This is a genomic window from Psychromonas ingrahamii 37, from assembly GCF_000015285.1.
GTDB lineage: Bacteria > Pseudomonadota > Gammaproteobacteria > Enterobacterales > Psychromonadaceae > Psychromonas > Psychromonas ingrahamii.
Genome location: NC_008709.1, coordinates 4,346,323 through 4,363,422 on the forward strand (window position 1 = coordinate 4,346,323; position 17,100 = coordinate 4,363,422).

At 41.0% G+C, this 17,100-nt stretch carries 19 protein-coding genes; 5 read left to right on the plus strand and 14 right to left on the minus strand.

Annotation, left to right across the window (positions count from 1 at the left end; genetic code table 11):
- The first annotated feature begins 362 nt into the window (after positions 1-362).
- Positions 363-1,031: an HAD family hydrolase gene (locus PING_RS18225; RefSeq protein ID WP_011771759.1), complete on the plus strand. Its 669-nt coding sequence runs from the start codon at positions 363-365 to the stop codon at positions 1,029-1,031.
- On the opposite strand, the gene PING_RS18230 is transcribed toward PING_RS18225, so the two are convergent.
- Entirely contained in the window at positions 970-1,866 is an 897-nt protein-coding gene (locus PING_RS18230) for a LysR family transcriptional regulator (protein ID WP_011771760.1), read from the minus strand. The two genes, PING_RS18225 and PING_RS18230, sit on opposite strands and share 62 nt — an antisense overlap.
- Positions 1,867-2,041: 175 nt before the next feature.
- Between PING_RS18230 and PING_RS18235 the strand changes: the two genes are divergently transcribed.
- Entirely contained in the window at positions 2,042-3,172 is a 1,131-nt protein-coding gene (locus tag PING_RS18235) for an S-(hydroxymethyl)glutathione dehydrogenase/class III alcohol dehydrogenase (RefSeq protein ID WP_011771761.1), read from the plus strand.
- Positions 3,173-3,273: 101 nt separating this feature from the next.
- Positions 3,274-4,125 (plus strand): S-formylglutathione hydrolase, encoded by an 852-nt coding sequence (gene fghA, locus PING_RS18240; protein ID WP_011771762.1) that lies wholly within the window; start codon positions 3,274-3,276, stop codon positions 4,123-4,125.
- A gap of 365 nt (positions 4,126-4,490) precedes the next feature.
- On the opposite strand, the gene gloA2 is transcribed toward fghA, so the two are convergent.
- From gloA2 to metN, 8 genes are all read right to left on the minus strand, one after another.
- Complete coding sequence (gloA2, locus tag PING_RS18245; RefSeq protein WP_011771763.1) at positions 4,491-4,874, minus strand: SMU1112c/YaeR family gloxylase I-like metalloprotein; 384 nt, start codon at positions 4,872-4,874, stop codon at positions 4,491-4,493.
- Positions 4,875-4,933: 59 nt separating this feature from the next.
- Positions 4,934-5,422: a GNAT family N-acetyltransferase gene (locus PING_RS18250; protein WP_011771764.1), complete on the minus strand. Its 489-nt coding sequence runs from the start codon at positions 5,420-5,422 to the stop codon at positions 4,934-4,936.
- Positions 5,423-5,483: 61 nt separating this feature from the next.
- Complete coding sequence (locus PING_RS20805) at positions 5,484-5,633, minus strand: hypothetical protein (protein ID WP_157035406.1); 150 nt, start codon at positions 5,631-5,633, stop codon at positions 5,484-5,486.
- Between the two features lie 75 nt (positions 5,634-5,708).
- Complete coding sequence (locus PING_RS18255; protein WP_011771765.1) at positions 5,709-6,362, minus strand: hypothetical protein; 654 nt, start codon at positions 6,360-6,362, stop codon at positions 5,709-5,711.
- Between the two features lie 135 nt (positions 6,363-6,497).
- On the minus strand, positions 6,498-7,424 hold the full coding sequence (locus PING_RS18260; RefSeq protein WP_011771766.1) for a Gfo/Idh/MocA family protein: 927 nt from the start codon (positions 7,422-7,424) through the stop codon (positions 6,498-6,500).
- Positions 7,425-7,566: 142 nt separating this feature from the next.
- Positions 7,567-8,382, minus strand: a complete 816-nt coding sequence (locus tag PING_RS18265; protein ID WP_011771767.1) for a MetQ/NlpA family lipoprotein — start codon at positions 8,380-8,382, stop codon at positions 7,567-7,569.
- Positions 8,383-8,438: 56 nt separating this feature from the next.
- Complete coding sequence (locus tag PING_RS18270; RefSeq protein ID WP_011771768.1) at positions 8,439-9,125, minus strand: methionine ABC transporter permease; 687 nt, start codon at positions 9,123-9,125, stop codon at positions 8,439-8,441.
- Positions 9,115-10,149, minus strand: a complete 1,035-nt coding sequence (metN, locus tag PING_RS18275) for a methionine ABC transporter ATP-binding protein MetN (RefSeq protein WP_011771769.1) — start codon at positions 10,147-10,149, stop codon at positions 9,115-9,117. The genes PING_RS18270 and metN overlap by 11 nt, the downstream gene beginning before the upstream one ends.
- A 608-nt stretch (positions 10,150-10,757) precedes the next feature.
- On the opposite strand from metN, the gene PING_RS18280 reads away from it, so the two are divergent.
- Positions 10,758-11,321: a phosphoribosyltransferase gene (locus tag PING_RS18280; RefSeq protein WP_011771770.1), complete on the plus strand. Its 564-nt coding sequence runs from the start codon at positions 10,758-10,760 to the stop codon at positions 11,319-11,321.
- Between the two features lie 43 nt (positions 11,322-11,364).
- On the opposite strand, the gene PING_RS18285 is transcribed toward PING_RS18280, so the two are convergent.
- Both PING_RS18285 and PING_RS18290 read right to left on the minus strand, forming a co-directional pair.
- Complete coding sequence (locus tag PING_RS18285; RefSeq protein WP_011771771.1) at positions 11,365-11,970, minus strand: acyl carrier protein phosphodiesterase; 606 nt, start codon at positions 11,968-11,970, stop codon at positions 11,365-11,367.
- 138 nt (positions 11,971-12,108) lie between these two features.
- On the minus strand, positions 12,109-12,654 hold the full coding sequence (locus PING_RS18290) for a YSC84-related protein (RefSeq protein WP_011771772.1): 546 nt from the start codon (positions 12,652-12,654) through the stop codon (positions 12,109-12,111).
- Positions 12,655-13,557: 903 nt separating this feature from the next.
- Here PING_RS18290 and PING_RS18295 point away from each other — a divergent pair.
- Positions 13,558-14,562, plus strand: a complete 1,005-nt coding sequence (locus PING_RS18295) for a zinc-binding alcohol dehydrogenase family protein (RefSeq protein WP_011771773.1) — start codon at positions 13,558-13,560, stop codon at positions 14,560-14,562.
- A gap of 115 nt (positions 14,563-14,677) precedes the next feature.
- Here the strand turns inward: PING_RS18295 and PING_RS18300 are convergent, their stop codons facing one another.
- From PING_RS18300 to PING_RS18310, 3 genes are read right to left on the minus strand one after another with little or no spacing between them, the layout of a single operon-like run.
- A complete protein-coding gene (locus tag PING_RS18300; RefSeq protein WP_011771774.1) occupies positions 14,678-15,190 on the minus strand; it encodes a winged helix DNA-binding protein in 513 nt (170 codons plus the stop codon).
- A gap of 12 nt (positions 15,191-15,202) precedes the next feature.
- The gene (locus PING_RS18305; RefSeq protein ID WP_011771775.1) at positions 15,203-16,507 is read right to left on the minus strand and encodes a TRAP transporter large permease; all 1,305 of its coding nucleotides are present in this window, start codon (positions 16,505-16,507) and stop codon (positions 15,203-15,205) included.
- The gene (locus PING_RS18310) at positions 16,504-17,070 is read right to left on the minus strand and encodes a TRAP transporter small permease (RefSeq protein WP_011771776.1); all 567 of its coding nucleotides are present in this window, start codon (positions 17,068-17,070) and stop codon (positions 16,504-16,506) included. The genes PING_RS18305 and PING_RS18310 overlap by 4 nt, the downstream gene beginning before the upstream one ends.
- Between the last annotated feature and the right edge of the window lie 30 nt (positions 17,071-17,100).

Sequence of the window (17,100 nt, forward strand, 5' to 3'; positions counted from 1 at the left end):
CAATCGCTAGGAAAAAAGATGAACTATCAAGCAGCAGTTTTTGACCGGGAACCGTTTATATTGTCATTCCAACGGCTCAAACTGATCAATCACTAGGAAAAAAGATGAACTATCAAGCAGCAGTTTTTGACCGGGAACCGTTTATATTGTCATTCCAACTGCTCAAACTAGTCAATCACTAGGAAAAAAGATGAACTATCAAGCAGCAGTTTTTGACCGGGAACCGTTTATATTGTCATTCCAACTGCTTAAACTAATCAATCACTAGGAAAAAAGATGAACTATCAAGCAGCAGTCTTTGACCGGGAACCGTTTATATTGTCATTCCAACTGCTTAAACTAATCAATCACTAGGAAAAAAGATGAATTATCAAGCAGCAGTTTTTGATATGGACGGTTTATTATTGGATACCGAAAGAGTATGCCAAAAGGCATTTCAGGATGCCTGCCGTCACTTGTCGTTACCCATATTAAATGAGACTTATTTAAAAATAATCGGCACTAACGCCTTAAGTATCAAAAAGATTATTACCGCAGGTTATGGCCCTGAGCTTGATTATGAGAGTTTGCGCGTTGAGTGGATGAAACGTTACCATGCGGTGGTTGATTTCCAGGCCATTCCCGTTAAGGAGGGGGTCATTGCTTTACTCGACTGGTTACAAGAGCAGTCCATTCCGATGGCGGTTGCCACCTCAAGCGAGAAGGACGTCGCATTAACTAAATTAAAATTATCTGGGTTAGAGGGGTATTTTCAGCAGTTAAGCACCGGATGTGAAGTCACTCACAGTAAACCTCACCCGGAGATATTTTTACTGGCGGCAAAACGCTTAAATACCGATCCCACGGCTTGTTTGGCTTTTGAAGACTCAAATCATGGTGTTCGGGCAGCCGTGAATGCTGGCATGCATGTTTTTCAGGTGCCGGATCTGGTTACTCCCTGCCCAGAAACGCTGGCTTTAGGGCATCAAGTTAAGCCTTCATTAAGTGATGTTTTGTCCCGTCTGCAAAATGCTCAGCAAGAAAATCAATAAGCAAACGAATTTTTGGGGATAAATAACGATTTTGCGGGTAAACCGCCCATATCCCCTCCTCAGCAACCCGGACATTGTTTAATAAAGAAATTAATTTGCCTGAATTAATATGCTCCTGCAGATAATAATCAGGCAGCTGAATAATACCAATATTTTTCAGCGCAGCATCCACTAGCCCAAAGCCACTATTACAACGCAGATTCCCCCGCACACGAATATTTTTTTCTTTGCCCTGTTCAGTAAAATGCCAATAATCACGCGTGCCTAATAAACAATTGTGCTGCACTAATTCAGATAATGAGTGTGGTTCACCAAATTTTTTAAGGTACTCAGGTGATGCGCACACAAAATTTTCACGTGCCGCTAATTTTTTGGCGACTAAACTCGAATCCGGTAAGTCACCGAGGCGAATGGCTAAATCAAATCCGCCATCAACTAAATCAACGCGCTGATTAGTCAGCTCGCAGGTCACTTGGATCCTCTCATAACGGCACAAAAAATCGTTAATTAACGGCAGAATTTTTTGTTCTCCATAAGTAATAGGGGCTGAGAGTTTAATATGCCCCTGTGGTTTAGCCTGTAAACTGCTAATTGCCTGCTCCGCAGCTGCCAACCCCTCTAATACATTATGGCAATGCTGATAGAAAATCTGCCCCTCTTGCGTCACTGAAACATGACGTGTAGTGCGGTAGAGCAGCCTGACATTCAACCTTTTTTCTAATGCGTTAATTTGTCTGCTGACCTGCGCGGTCGAAATCTTCAATTTTTTACCCGCCAGGGTAAAGCTGTGCATCTCTGCGACCGCAACAAACTCATTAATACCCTGCCATTGCATATTGTTACCACACAGTAAAAGTTATTTTAATTTTAACTATATTATCATTCAAACAGTAATAGTTATAATAGGGGGAAGTTAAATAAAACAGTAACACTCAGACCAAGTTAAGCAGCAGATTCGTATGCTAAGATAATATACCTACTGAAACACACCAAAAATCACCGGAGCTCATATGACAGAGAAATATATTAAATCCAAAGCAGCAATAGCATGGGGACCTAATCAGCCATTAAGCATTGAAGAAATTGATGTCATGCTCCCTAAAAAAGGGGAAGTATTAGTGAAAATTATTGCTTCCGGTGTTTGTCATACGGATGCATTTACCTTATCAGGCGAAGATCCAGAAGGTATATTTCCTTGTGTATTAGGCCATGAAGGTGGCGGTATTGTTGAACAGATTGGCGAAGGAGTGACCAGTGTAAAACTCGGCGACCATGTTATTCCGTTATACACACCGGAATGTGGTGAGTGTAAGTTCTGTCTTTCTGGAAAAACCAACCTTTGTCAGAAAATTCGTGAAACTCAGGGTAAAGGTTTAATGCCCGACGGCACCACTCGCTTTTATAAAGATGGTCAACCTATCTACCATTACATGGGCTGTTCAACTTTCTCAGAATATACAGTATTGCCTGAAATCTCCTTGGCTAAGGTTAATAAAGCCGCACCGCTTGAAGAGGTCTGTTTACTCGGTTGCGGAGTGACAACCGGCATGGGCGCTGTTATGAATACGGCCAAAGTAGAGGAAGGCGCAACCGTTGCCATCTTTGGCTTAGGCGGCATTGGCCTTTCAGCTGTGATCGGTGCAACCATGGCAAAAGCAAGCCGAATCATCGCCATCGATATTAATGAAAGTAAATTTGAGCTGGCAAAAAAATTGGGTGCAACGGATTGTATTAATCCGAAAGATTTCGATAAAGCCATTCAAGATGTGATTGTTGAAATGACTGACGGCGGTGTGGATTATTCCTTTGAATGTATCGGCAATGTGGATGTGATGCGTAGCGCACTGGAATGCTGCCATAAAGGCTGGGGTGAATCGATTATTATTGGTGTTGCCGGTGCAGGGAAAGAAATATCAACCCGTCCATTCCAATTGGTGACCGGGCGAGTATGGAAAGGCAGTGCATTTGGTGGTGTCAAAGGACGTACTGAATTGCCTGATTATGTTGAGCGCTATTTACAGGGGGAATTTAAATTATCGGATTTTATTACTCACACTATGCCATTAGAAGATGTCAATGAAGCCTTTGAGCTGATGCATAAAGGTGAAAGTATCCGCAGCGTTATTCACTTTGCTAAATAATCTCATTTCGGAATAAGCAACACAACTGAGGTTAAATAACCATCCTGATATTAATCGTTTCTAAATTTTTAGAAACGGTTTTTTAACAATCTGGGAAAATCATGAGCATAGAAAATATTAGCACCAATAAAGTATTTGATGGCTGGCATAAACAATATAACCATCAATCACAGACACTTAATTGTAAAATGCGTTTTGCGATTTATTTACCACCGCAAGCCGCTAATGGAAAAAAAGTACCCGTTATGTACTGGTTATCCGGCTTAACCTGCACCGATGAAAATTTTATGCAAAAAGCAAGCGCACTTAAGTTGGCTGCCGAATTGGGGATCGCTATTGTAGCCCCCGATACCAGTCCGCGCGGAGAAGGTGTCGCAGATGATCCAGAACAAGCTTATGATCTTGGTTTAGGGGCGGGCTTTTATGTTAATGCCACGCAGGCGCCATGGAATAAACATTATCAGATGTATGATTATGTGGTCAATGAGTTACCGGGGATCATCGAAAATCATTTTCCGGTCAATAAACAGCGGGTTATTAGCGGTCATTCAATGGGCGGACATGGCGCATTAATGATTGCACTGCGTAATCCTAGTCTCTATCAATCGGCGACTGCCTTTAGTCCCGTTAGTAACCCAGTCAATTGCCCTTGGGGGAAAAAAGCATTTAGCGCGTATCTTGGTGCCGATTCAAAAAAATGGTTACAATACGATACCTGTGAATTAATCGCTTTAGCGCAACAAAAAATCCCGATGTTAGTTGATCAGGGTGAGAATGATAATTTTTTAGAAGAGCAGCTAAAACCCCATAGTTTAGTGGTAGCCGCCAGCAGCAATCATTATCCATTGAGTTTAAATATGCGCCAGGGTTACGACCATAGTTATTATTTTATTGCCAGTTTCATTGAGACACATCTTTATTTTCACGCGGCTAATTTAGGCTTAACTGAATAAAATCATGTTAACGGCAAACAGCTTATACCAAAAGAATTAATGAAGTGATCAATGATTGCGAAGGAAAAATAAGCACTAATAAGGCGTGAGTTGCATTCGATCGTTACTCTTCTTCACAAAATGGTATGGAACAATTTTGAACAGCTTTAGCTGGCCACAAAGTGGAGAAGAACAGGATGCTCTGAATACACAAAATAGTAGGGAACGATTTTGAACAGCTTCAGCTGGCGACGAAGTGGTGAAGAACGGGATGTTCTGAATAAAACCCACAACGCAGTTAGGGATGATTTTAACCAGCAAGGCTGATTATCTTTTTAGTTCTTTTGGTATTATTGAGGAGCCCTTATTGTAATTCGGGCCCTGGTTTATAACTCGCATATTTCTAAAGGTAGATTATCGGGATCGCTAAAGAAGGTATATTTTTTATTGGTATAGGGGTCAATACGGACAGGCTCCACAGCAACAGCAAAGGACTGCAAATGCTTACAAGTCAGATCCATTGATTCGACCACAAAGGCAAGATGTCTTAATCCTAACGCTTCAGGGTGACTCGCTCTGGGTGCAAAATCCGGAAAAGAAAATAACTCCACCTGAGTGCCGTCGGGTAACTGCAAATCAAGCTTATAAGAATCACGCTCTTCTCTGTAATTCTCATCAATAATCTTTAATCCAAGAACAGCAGTATAGAAATATTTCGATTTTTCATAATCAGAGCAGATAATCGCCGTATGATGTGTTCCTTGTAACATTTTTTATTCCTCTGTTTTTCCAATATATTGACTAATACCCAAATCACCTAGAGGCAGCTTCAAGTAGTTTGGGGATAGAGTCTAAAACCGCGGGCTTGATAGTTGGCCAATGCGCGTGGATGATCAAGTGAACAAGTATGCAGCCAAACACGTTTAGCCTGGCATAACTGCCAGGCGTGTTTAATCGCCGTTGATAATAGATAACCACCAAAACCTTGACCGATAAACTTGGGGGCCAGCCCAAAATAGAGGATCTCAACATCACCGCTATCTGCTATTTCAAGTTCAAAATAACCCGCAATTGCCCCCCGATAATAAGCAACCCAAGTTCTGAGTTGCTCCCGTTCAACATGGGCTTCCCATTGCATCTGGGAATCATTGAGCTTATCAACCCATTGCCAACTTTCACCGATCAAACTATAGAGATATTTGTTAAAACGAAACTCTTTAATTTCAGCCTCAATAATCATTAAACCTTCAACCGGTGGTTTTTCAACCAGCTGTTCAGGGGCGTTCATTTCTAAATAAAAGAAGGTTACATCATGCAAGGCTATTATTCCTGTTTCTAGTATTACTGTCATAGAGTTAAGTGAAACGCAGTCTATGCGCTTATTTATCCGATCTTTCTTTTTCAGTTTGCAGCAAGTCATTCGCCTCGACAGAATCGGGGGACTCGACAGAATCACTGCAGCAACTGCCAAAATGCACTTTCTCTATCCAGGCATTTAACTCATCTTCAGTCGGTTTTTGATTTTCCATTTAACACCCAGCCATTTAAACTTTATATCGCAATTTAGATTAACAATAACAGCCTCCTTTAAAAAGGATTTTCAGCTACAAGCCAATACTCTGCAAAATATCCAAAAAAACGCCTTCTCTATTTTTACTGGTCAATTGCGGATGCAAGCGACATAAGCGGATTGCCTGACCAAACTTATCTTTGCCGATCACACTTAATACCCGGGTAAATAATTGCTCATCAAGATGAAAGGTTTTAATGGCATAGATAATCGCACTGTCCAAATTAACATAAGTTGTACCATCAAAATCAAAAGCTTCATTTTCTTGTTCAAGATAAAGCTTGTCGTTATTTACCCGCAGTTCCCACCCTTGGTAATTAAGACGTGTCTGAATCATTTCAAACATAAACCAGGCACTGCGTTTAAATCCTTCAAAAGCACTGCCTTCAAGTTCAGATTCTGCCAGCTCCTGCTTAGTCCAATTCGAACCTATGCCCAGTGTTTTTTGATGTTTGACCGTTAATGCTTTTTTAATCGCATCCCGGTAGGCAAATAATGAACTGAATGCGGTACGTTGAACAATAGAGGCACACTCATTACAGCTCGGCACACAAATTGGCGCGTGGGTGATTAAACTCTCTTCGCTGCTGTATTTAGGAAAGTTAATGACTTTGTCTTTCGGCTCGCCGCAAAACCAGCATTGGTTACGATTATTAAAGGGGATTTCAATCGAAGGATATCTATTCATGCTTTTCCATTTCTGCCATACAAAAAACAATAATAGCAAACCTGTTAAGGAAGTGATCAACTATTATGCTGGAAAATGACGACCCGCAAGGGAATGACGAGTCTTTTATTTACTTTGTTCAACCTGTTTCGTAGACTATTCTACCCATATCTTTTGGCAAATAAGTTCGGCTAATTGATGGCTTGCAAGGTTACGTTCAACAACCGAGGGTGCTAACTTGCCTTTTTCCACCACACTTAACCAATCATCGATCATACCCGTAAAGCCTTTGCCGGTTAACATAGGCGTCCAGTCAGGAAGAGCAATAACGGACTCTTGATTATCTTGCCAGCATTTACCCGAAACAAAGGAATCAAACTCAAAAGCACAATTTTCATAACTCGCTGAAATGCGCTCTTTAGTCGCACCATAAAGACGGTTCATTGAGGCATGCAATAGGGTCTTCTGTTGTTGCCACTGAATATCTACACGGGATAACCGCTGACCTTGAGACTGCCAGGTAAGGTAGACATCATCCAAGTTATTTTTAGCATCAAGGTTGATACTGTCCAGTGGATGAATAAAGTCGTCAAAAATAAAGGTGCGAATATCACCTGGTTGATTAAATCTATTTTTTTCCCAACGTAATGATAATAAAGATGAATGCTCTTTGGTATTTTGAATATTCGGCAGATACTGATTATACAAAGGAATAAAACGACGATTAAAGCCCAGATATAAAGGTTGTCGATGCTTTGCAGCCAACTCATAAAGTCTTTCACAATCAAAGGCATTATCGGCCAGAGGTTTATCAACAAAGGTTGGAATACCCTGCTGTAAAAAAAAGGTCGCAATTTGCAGATGGGAAACCGTGCTGCTATGAATCATTACTGCATCGATCCCGGCTTTAATTAAGTCTTTATAATCTGAATATAACCTATCAATACGATACAACTTAGACAGTCTTTTTAAGGTGTTTTTATCGCGCGTGCAGAGAAGCACCTCAAGCCCTGGAATTTGAGTAATTACGGGTAAATGCGCTTTTTGCGCAATATCACCCAGTCCAATAATAGCAAGTTTCATTCCATCTCCCGGTGATCGTTTTAATATAAAGCAAAGTATTCGTTATTTAAAATAATTTATCTTAAGCCAATACGCAAAAAAAAAGTATTGATCTAAGATCAATACTTTTTCCTATTACAAGCAATTAGTTAGAGAGTATGACTTACCAACCCTTAACAACACCATCTTTGAAAATTTTCATTGCAGCGTCATAAACTGTTTCTGTCTGGTACGCTTTAAGAAAGTTTTGGACATTTTCAGCATCGACATTATCTTCACGTGCAACGAGCAAGTTTACATAAAGAGAGTCTTTACCTTCAACAAAAAGACCATCTTTCTCGGGTGACAAGTCAATACTGCTTGCATAAGTTGTATTAATAATAGCCAGGCTCACATCTTCCAAAGAGCGTGGCAGCTGCGCGGCTTCCAGCTCAACAATCTCTAAATTCTTTGGGCTGCTAGCAATATCAAGTACGGTGGCACCAAGACCTGCGCCTTCTTTTAATACCAGTAGGCCCTGGCGCTCAAGCAGCATCAATGAACGCCCTAAGTTGCTTGGGTCGCTTGGTACGGCAATAAGGTCACCCTCTTTTAATTCGTCAAGTGATTTAATTTTGCTTGAGTAGCCGGCAATAGGGTAAACAAAGGTATTACCTGCCACGGCAAATTTATAACCACGATCTTTGATTTGCTGATCCAGATAAGGTTTATGCTGGAAAGCATTAACATCAATAGAGCCTTCTGCAAGTGCTGCATTGGGGGTAATGTAATCAGAAAAAGTAATTAACTCTACTTCCAGACCGTATTTTTCTTTTGCAACTTTTGCAGCGACTTCAGCTACTTGCGCCTCGGCCCCGGCCATAACACCGACTTTGATTTTATTATTATCAACAGCAGCGTCTTTATCACCACAACCGCTTAGGATCAGTGTGGAAGCAAGGCCTACAACGGCAAAAATATTTTTCAGGTTAAAGCTCATGATATATCTCCTTTCAAGGTATTCCTTGATTTTTTAAATGTTAATGTAAGTTGTTATTAGCGATGATCCACAGACTTAACTAAGTGATCACCAATTGATTGAATAAGTTGTACGATAAAAACTAAAATAACCACTGTAATCATCATCACGGTAGCATCAAAGCGTTGGTAGCCATAACGAATGCCAACGTCTCCAAGGCCACCGCCACCCACAGTACCGGCCATTGCCGAATAACCCACTAGGGTCACAAGCGTAATAGTAACCGCATTGATAATTCCGGGTAGTGCTTCCGGTAAAAGTACTTTAGTAATAATTTGTTGCGGTTTTGCACCCATCGCCTGTGCAGCCTCGACCAATCCTGAGGGTACTTCTAATAACGCCCCCTCAACAAGACGTGCAATAAACGGAATAGCGCCAATAGTCAGGGGTACAATAGCCGCTGCGGTTCCTATTGTGGTCCCCACAACAAAGCGCGTAAAAGGAATAATCGCCACCAACAAAATAATAAAGGGAATAGAGCGACCAATATTGACCACAATACCCAATATTTTATTAAGCAAATCGTGTTCAAGTAATCCGTTTTTTTTGCTTAAGTGCAATACAATACCCACCGGAATGCCAACAACAAATCCTAGAAACCCGGAAGCGAACACCATCGCAACCGTTTCACCTAACGCTTCGAGTAATAATTGCAGAAGACCTTCATGCTCCCCCCACCAACTCGACATTAAATCAAATGACATAACCTAACACCTCAACTTCTACATTATGTTCTTTTAGAAAAGCAATCGCTTTTAAAGCCGCTTCTTCCGTGCCAAAAAACTCAGCTAACATCAGGCCAAATTTAACCCCGCCAACATAGTCCATATTGGAGCTGATAATACTGATATCTATATTAAACTGCCGTGCCAACTGGCTGATTACAGGGGTATCAACCGATGCGCCGGTAAACTCTAAACGCACCAATGGAAAACTGTTTTCAACTCTACTAGTCAATAAGCGAGCACTATAATCAGCTGGAATAGTAAGGTCCAGCGTAGAACGTATAAACTGACGTGCCAATTCTGTTTTAGGATGTGCGAAAATATCACCAACAAGTCCTTGTTCAACCATTTTACCATCACCAATAATAGCAACTTGTGCACAGATACCTTTGACGACGGCCATTTCATGGGTGATTAATAAAATGGTCAAATTTAATTCACGGTTAATCTTGCGCAGCAGCTCTAAAATAGATTGCGTGGTTGCAGGATCCAATGAGCTCGTCGCTTCATCACACAATAAAACCAGAGGATCGGACGCAAGTGCACGTGCTATTGCCACACGTTGTTTTTGTCCTCCACTTAAATTAGCGGGATAGGTATCCCTTTTGTCGGTTAGACCAACAAGCTCCAACAAACCATTGACTTTATCTTTAATTTTATTTTTATTAACAGCCGCTAATTCAAGGGGCAGCGCCACGTTATCAAAAACGGTTCGCGAAGATAACAGGTTAAAATGTTGAAAAATCATGCCAATTTTACGGCGCGTTAAAGTTAACTCCTGCGTTGACAGTTGAGTAAGATCAACGCCATCAAGAATGATATTGCCACTTGACGGGCGTTCTAATAAATTAACACAGCGAATTAAAGTACTCTTACCCGCACCGGAGGAGCCTATAACACCAAAAATACTGCCCTGCTCGATAGAGAGGTTAATATTACTGAGTGCATGGATTGCTCTCCCTGCTTGATAGAATACTTTATTAACTTTTTTTATCTGGATCATCAAATTTCCTGAATTTAACGGTGAGTGACCTACATTTTTCTATTTACACTATGCGGAAAGCAGATGAAAGCGAAATACCGCCGAACACTAAGCCGTATAGACGTCTAAGTCAATATTTTCTTATGATCCCTTCGATTATTATTACCATCAACAAACCAAGCGATCAGTCATTAAAACACTCTTTGCATAGCTTAAATAATCCATAGTGAAAAAAAAGGCTGTCTCACTTTGTCTTTTACAGTAAATTAGTTAACATGAAATTTTTAATTTTCTTGTTAAAACAGCGTACTAAGTACTCTACATAAATTTCCTCGCATTTTTGAGCAGTTTACTCAATAAAGACGCTTTTTAAGATCAGAAAACTTTCGAGTGAGTACCTTACATAACCTGAATTCAGGATATGTAAGGTCTTGGATACCCCAGAGCATCAAACTGAATATGTTTGAAAAACCATTTATTTCATCTGATAAAGAGGTCTCTGTCTGTGGGTCCGCTCGTTGATAATGCTAGTTTTATGTAAAAAAATGCAATAAACAGGATCCAGGTTATTGTTATTTTTTCCTGTTGCTCTAAACTTTGCGCAAAAATTCACTCGCAGAGGTTATTAAATGTCCAGCAAAGTATATATTACTGCCCAACAACTACTTGAAGACTCATTTCGTCTTGCCGCACAAGTCTATGATAGCGGTTTTCGTCCACAATTTATTGTTGGTATTTGGCGAGGAGGAGCACCTATTGGTATTGCAGTACAGGAATACTTTGATTATAAAAAAGTAGATACCGACCATATTGCAGTGCGTACCTCTTCCTATTATGGTATTGGCAAACAAAGTAAAACCATAAAAGTTCATGGCCTGCATTATATTATTGAAAATGCCAATGCTGATGATGGCTTATTAATTGTTGATGACGTATTTGACTCAGGCAGAAGTGTGGTGGCATTAGTTGAAAGACTAACAGCAGAAATGCGCTTAAATATGCCAACCGATGTACGCATTGCCACGCCCTATTACAAACCTAAAAATAAAACCGTTGCCATAGTACCTGATTATTTTATCCATGAATCAGAAGAGTGGTTAGTGTTTCCCCATGAAGTTTCAGGTTTAAGCATTGAAGAAATCGTTTCCGGTAAAAGTGATTTTGAAAATATTAAGCATTTATTCACCGAATGAATCTGATTTTCCGCTATAAATAACACTTTATTTATATAAAGTATTATTTATAGCCCTCGTAAGTAATATAACCAGCTGTTTTATCCAATAAATCTGAATATAACTCAAAGAATATTTCCGATAGCGCCGCATAATGCTTAACTAAGGTTTCACCGGTTAAAGCTAATGGTGCCATTCTTATACTGCGTAAAGACATAGACTCCAGCGCATACTGAATATTATCGACTTTTTGGTAAGACTCAAGCCACTTTTGCTGCCAAACTAATGTTGATGTTTTTTTAAAACGCTCTGGAAATGTATTTATTTCGCGGGCAGATTCCAATTCAATTTGTAACTGCGCTTGCTGGCAAAAGTCGTTTAATGATGAATGATGAAATTGAGACCAATGCTTAGCCAGAAAATGATCCCAAAACATATCTAAAGCAATCGGTGCGTAACGACGCAACTCTTTAGCAAACAAGGGTTTTGCTAATTTAACCAATTGATGCCTGTCAGTATAACTATCAACAAAACGATGCAGACGAATTCCCTGCACAATATCACTATTAAATTTTCCGCTGGGGTTTCCTTTAATAAAATCGCCCAAAAAATTCCCTACGAAGCTGGTCCCGGTATGCTCCGCAATATGTAAGTGTGCAAGAAAATTCATGTTAAAACCTATAAAGTACGACAATTAAGCCTAATTTATAGCCCCTGTTAAAGAAAGTAAAACAATAAAAAGGGGAGAATTAAGATCAGCAGAATAACCGCTGAATGACAACTAGCTCTGCCCCTTATTTAAAAATTATTAATCAGCTTTAAAGTTAAATTTTTGCCCGGCAATACTCGCTTCATACATCAAACCACCTTTAGCCAAGGTGAAGACCGCGAAACCACCGACATAATTTGCTTTGCTCTGCTGCTTGCCTAGCGCAGCTCCTGTGCCAGTACTGCCTGCTTGGGCCGACGTCCCAAAAGTCAGCGCTACCGCGCTTGCCTGAGCGCCAAATTCAAAGCTGCCGGCGGTAAAAGCATCATAGGCCCGTTTATCCTGTAAGAAAATGATTTGACTGAAGGCTTGACCGCCCAACTGAAAACCCAAACTGATTTGTATCATATTCACACTGCCCGTCGGCCGTCCGCCTGAGTAGACTTGCCCCTCACCATAGGCACCGCCAAGACCAATACCGCCTTTACCTATAGTAGGGAAAACGGCATAACCATAAGCATTATCAAAAAAATCAGCTGTGCTTGGCGAACGTTGAAACTGCTCTATTGTTGTTTGATACTGATCTGCGGCAACCTGAAAACTCAAGAGTAAACCACCGGCACAAAGTGCTAACCATTTTTTCATTTTATAGATCCTTGATTATTTGAGGATAAGTAAAGTATTAATAACAAATTTTCTAATCACTTATGCTGGTTGCAATAAATACTAGCCAGACCTAAAACAATATTTTAGTATCGATATGGGTATTGGTATGGTCATAAATATTGGCATAGGTATTGGTATCGGCATAGATATTAGTGTTGATTTTATTTGGTTCATTATCTCCCCTGCCCCTGTATATAGGTTATGGAAAACTGCGATTAACTCCCTACAGACAGAAAGAATGCAAGTCTAATATAGTTCATTCTGTTTAATTCTGCGTAGAATTTAATGCCTTCTTGTGTTGCGGATTAGCAGATATTACGATGTTTTAATGATGCAGAGTAGGCAGTTAAAAAACTATTTAACTGTTTAAAGGAAAATATTGAAGGGAATATATTTAAAAGGGTAATCGAGCCGCTGCTCAATCACACCCAAACGGAAGCTTCTAGTATAATAATCCCTGCAGTGACTGAAAACATGATAAATATTCCTGCTATTTCACGGCTAATGGTAACTATTTTCTGTTTCATAAAAACACTCTAAAAATGTGACTTGGATCTACATTATATTGTTTTTTAAATTTAAAATCAATAATTATGAGACATAAATCACACTTTACAATCATTCATACAAGCATCCTGTAGAAGAAATATCCGTCAACCAGCTGGCAAAAATGAGTGCCAAATAAGATCCCTCTACTATCATCATGATTTTCATGTGAGCTAGCGCGCAGCAGAGAGAAACCTGCTATGCTGCTTTATTTGCACATTTCAGGCGGACAGCTTAACGCTGTTAATATATACCCAAGTAGTTTGGATATATAGCCAAACGACTGGATATGCATCCTCAAATAGCTTGGCAATATAACTAAAAAAGGAAGTCTATATGAAAGCAGTTGCTTACCAAAATTCACAACCTATTACCCATCCTCAGGCTTTAATTGATGTCGACCTTCCAAAGCCGGTCGCCAGTGGCACTGATATATTAGTCAATGTTGAAGCTATTTCAGTGAATCCCGTCGATACCAAAGTTCGCAATAACGTCACTCCAACCGATCAGCAGTACAAGATATTAGGTTGGGATGCAGTTGGCACGATTGTCTCTATTGGTGAGCAGGTAACCTTATTTAAACCCGGCGATAAAGTTTGGTATGCAGGTGCAATCAACCGCCAGGGTGCAAATTGTGAATACCATCTGGTTGATCAAAGAATTGTTGCCTTGGCCCCCAAAAGTTTATCCTGCCGCGAAGCAGCCGCTATGCCGCTGACTTCAATTACAGCATGGGAAATATTATTTGATCGCTTTAATCTTAATAGTGAGAGTAAAGGAACACTATTAATTATTGGCGCAGCCGGCGGTGTGGGCTCAATCATGATTCAACTTGCAAAACAGCTCACCAATCTAACTGTTATTGCCACAGCATCAAGACCGGAAACACAAAGTTGGGTTAGGGAGTTAGGTGCCGACCATGTGATTAATCACCGTCAGGATTTAGAACAGGAACTGCTGTCAATTGGTCTGGACAATGTAAATTACATTGCCAGTCTTACCCATACGGAAGATCATTTCGCGGAAATAGCGACAATTATCGCCCCGCAGGGAAAATTAGCAGTGATCGATGATGCGGCGACCCTTGATATTATGCCGCTTAAGCGTAAGAGCGTCTCTGTTCATTGGGAACTGATGTTTACCCGCTCACTCTTTGAAACAGAGGATATGATTGAGCAGCATAAATTATTAACCCGCGTTGCCAACATGGTGGATCAGGGGAAATTAAAATCGACTGTTGCAAATGATTTTGGAACAATCAATGCCGCGAATCTTATCAAGGCGCATGCTTTATTAGAATCGGAAAAATCCAAGGGGAAAATAGTATTATATGGTTTTTAAAAAAGACTATCAGCAGGTGTTTATATTTTCACAGGTTTACCTGCGGAGACTAAGTTAATTACGCTTAAAATGCCTCTGAATTTTTTCAGAGGCTAAAAGCAATTCCCATCAGTGATTACAATGAACGTACGGCCCGTGATGCCGGATCATAAATACCCGATAAGGTTCTCATGGTAGCGGCAAGTTCACCCAGTTGATCGCTAATGCCCAGCTTGCTGATAGCATCAACAAGCCATTTTTCGCGGATCTTGCGATATTCCGCGCAAAATTCTCGCCCACTTTCTGCCACTTTATAATAAGTATCTTTCCCACGCCTTTCACTTTCAACCAGTTCTCGCTTAACAAGTTTCCTCACCGAGTAGGAGACATTATGAATATCTTCAATATTGAGAGTGAATGCAACATCCACGATCCGTTTTGGCCGGTCACGATGATGCATATTATGAAGTACCAGAATATCAAGCGGCCCCAGCTCAGGAAGCCCCGAGGCAAAACTGCACGATAGCATCCAACGTTCAAAGGCATTATTAAGCATAGTTAACGCATATTCAAACTCACTTAACGTAACGGAATCTTTCCCCATCAAATGCGATGAAGATACGATTGGAAAATATTCACTCTTTTTCATAGTTACCTCTTTTTAACTGGCGGTCATTTCCGATGGTAGCCAGGTGACAATACCCGGAAATACTGTGACTATTACTACCGCGAAAAGTAATAAGAAGAAAAACGGTAGCGCAGCCTTTGAGATAAAGATCATATCACGCCCGGTGAGGCTTTGAAGGACAAATAAGTTAAAACCGACGGGCGGAGTGATTTGTGACATTTCAACAACCAGCACAATATAAATACCGAACCACAGCGGATCAATTCCGGCCTGCAGCACCATAGGTAAAACCACTGAGGTGGTCAGGACAACAACAGAAATGCCGTCTAAGAAACAGCCCAGCACCACAAACAACAAGGTCAAAATAAACAGCAGTAGATAAGGTGAAAGCTCCATTGCAGCGATAGTTTCTGCCAGCATACGGGGTAACCCAATAAAACCCATTGCAACGGTTAAAAATGCCGCACCGGCAAGAATTAAAAGAATCATGCATGAGGTTTTTGTCGCCCCCATTAAGCTGCCAACCAGACTTTCCCGAGTCAGGGAGCGACCAGTAAAAGCAAGCAATAGTGCGCCAACGACCCCAAAAGCCGCAGCCTCAGTCGGAGTTGTTAGACCACCATAAATAGAACCCAGAACAAATAAGACCAGAAGCCCAACAGGAATAAGCTTGAGCAGGGCTTTCAACTTTACAGACCAGCTGTAGGTAACTGTGTCGCTAGGTACTTTGCTCGGATTGCGCAATGCCCAGTACATGGTATATCCCATAAACAGCATTACCAGCATCAGACCGGGCACGGCACCTGCAATAAATAAACGGCCAATAGAAACCTCTGCGGCCACACCATAAACAATCAAAATAATCGACGGTGGAATTAAAAGACCAAGTGTTCCTGAACCTGCCAGTGTTGCAATCGCCATTTTATCATCGTAGCCCTGCTTTTTGAGCTCAGGCAGTGTCATTTTACCGATTGTCGCCGCCGTTGCAGCCGATGATCCGGACACTGCGGCAAATAGACCGCAACTTAAAATATTTACATGTAACAGGCGACCGGGTACTCGCCCCAGCCAGGGTGTTAACCCTTCGAACAGGTCACTGGACAAACGGGTTCTGAATAGAATTTCCCCCATCCAGATAAACAACGGCAAAGCTGCGAGTGACCAGTCAGACACCGCGCCCCAGGTGGAGGTTGCATAAATCAAACCAAAGGCGTCGTTACCTAACAGGATCATACCTGAGATAGCCACCATCAGCAGTGACAAAGCCACCCACAGTCCGCTGGCAAGAAAACCAAACAGCACAACCAGAAGTATGCCTCCAATAATCAGTTCATTCATTGACTCTCTCCCTTTGAATCCTGATGTTTTACACCGTCAATATTAATAAAATCTTTTTCAGCCAGCGATTCCTCTTCAGAAAGTGGAATTCGTTTACCAAAGAGAAGACTACATACGGTCAGGTCAATGACCGAGATAGCAAATATAACCATGCCAATGGCAACAGGAAGTTGAACAATCCACATCGGAATGGCCACAAAACCCGATGAAACCTCCTCATAATCCCAGGATTCCCATACCATATAACAAAGCTCGTAGGCTAAATATGCGCTTAGAACAGACGCGCTGAGCAGGACAAAACGCTCACAAAAAAGTGCACTTTTCTCACCTAATCGTGAAGTAAATAAGCTCACTCGAATATGACCACCGTGCTGAAATGTATAAGCTAAGGCCATAAAACTTGAAGCTGCCAGCAAAAAACCGGCAAAGTCATCACTTGAGGGGACAACAATTCCCATCCAGCGTCCGACCACGCGAGCTAGAATCACAACACATATGGCGACGATACATACGGCGGATAAAATCCCTGCTCCGTGATACAACTTATTTAAAAAAAAACGCATGAATGGAAACTCCTGTTTTTTGTTCCGCTA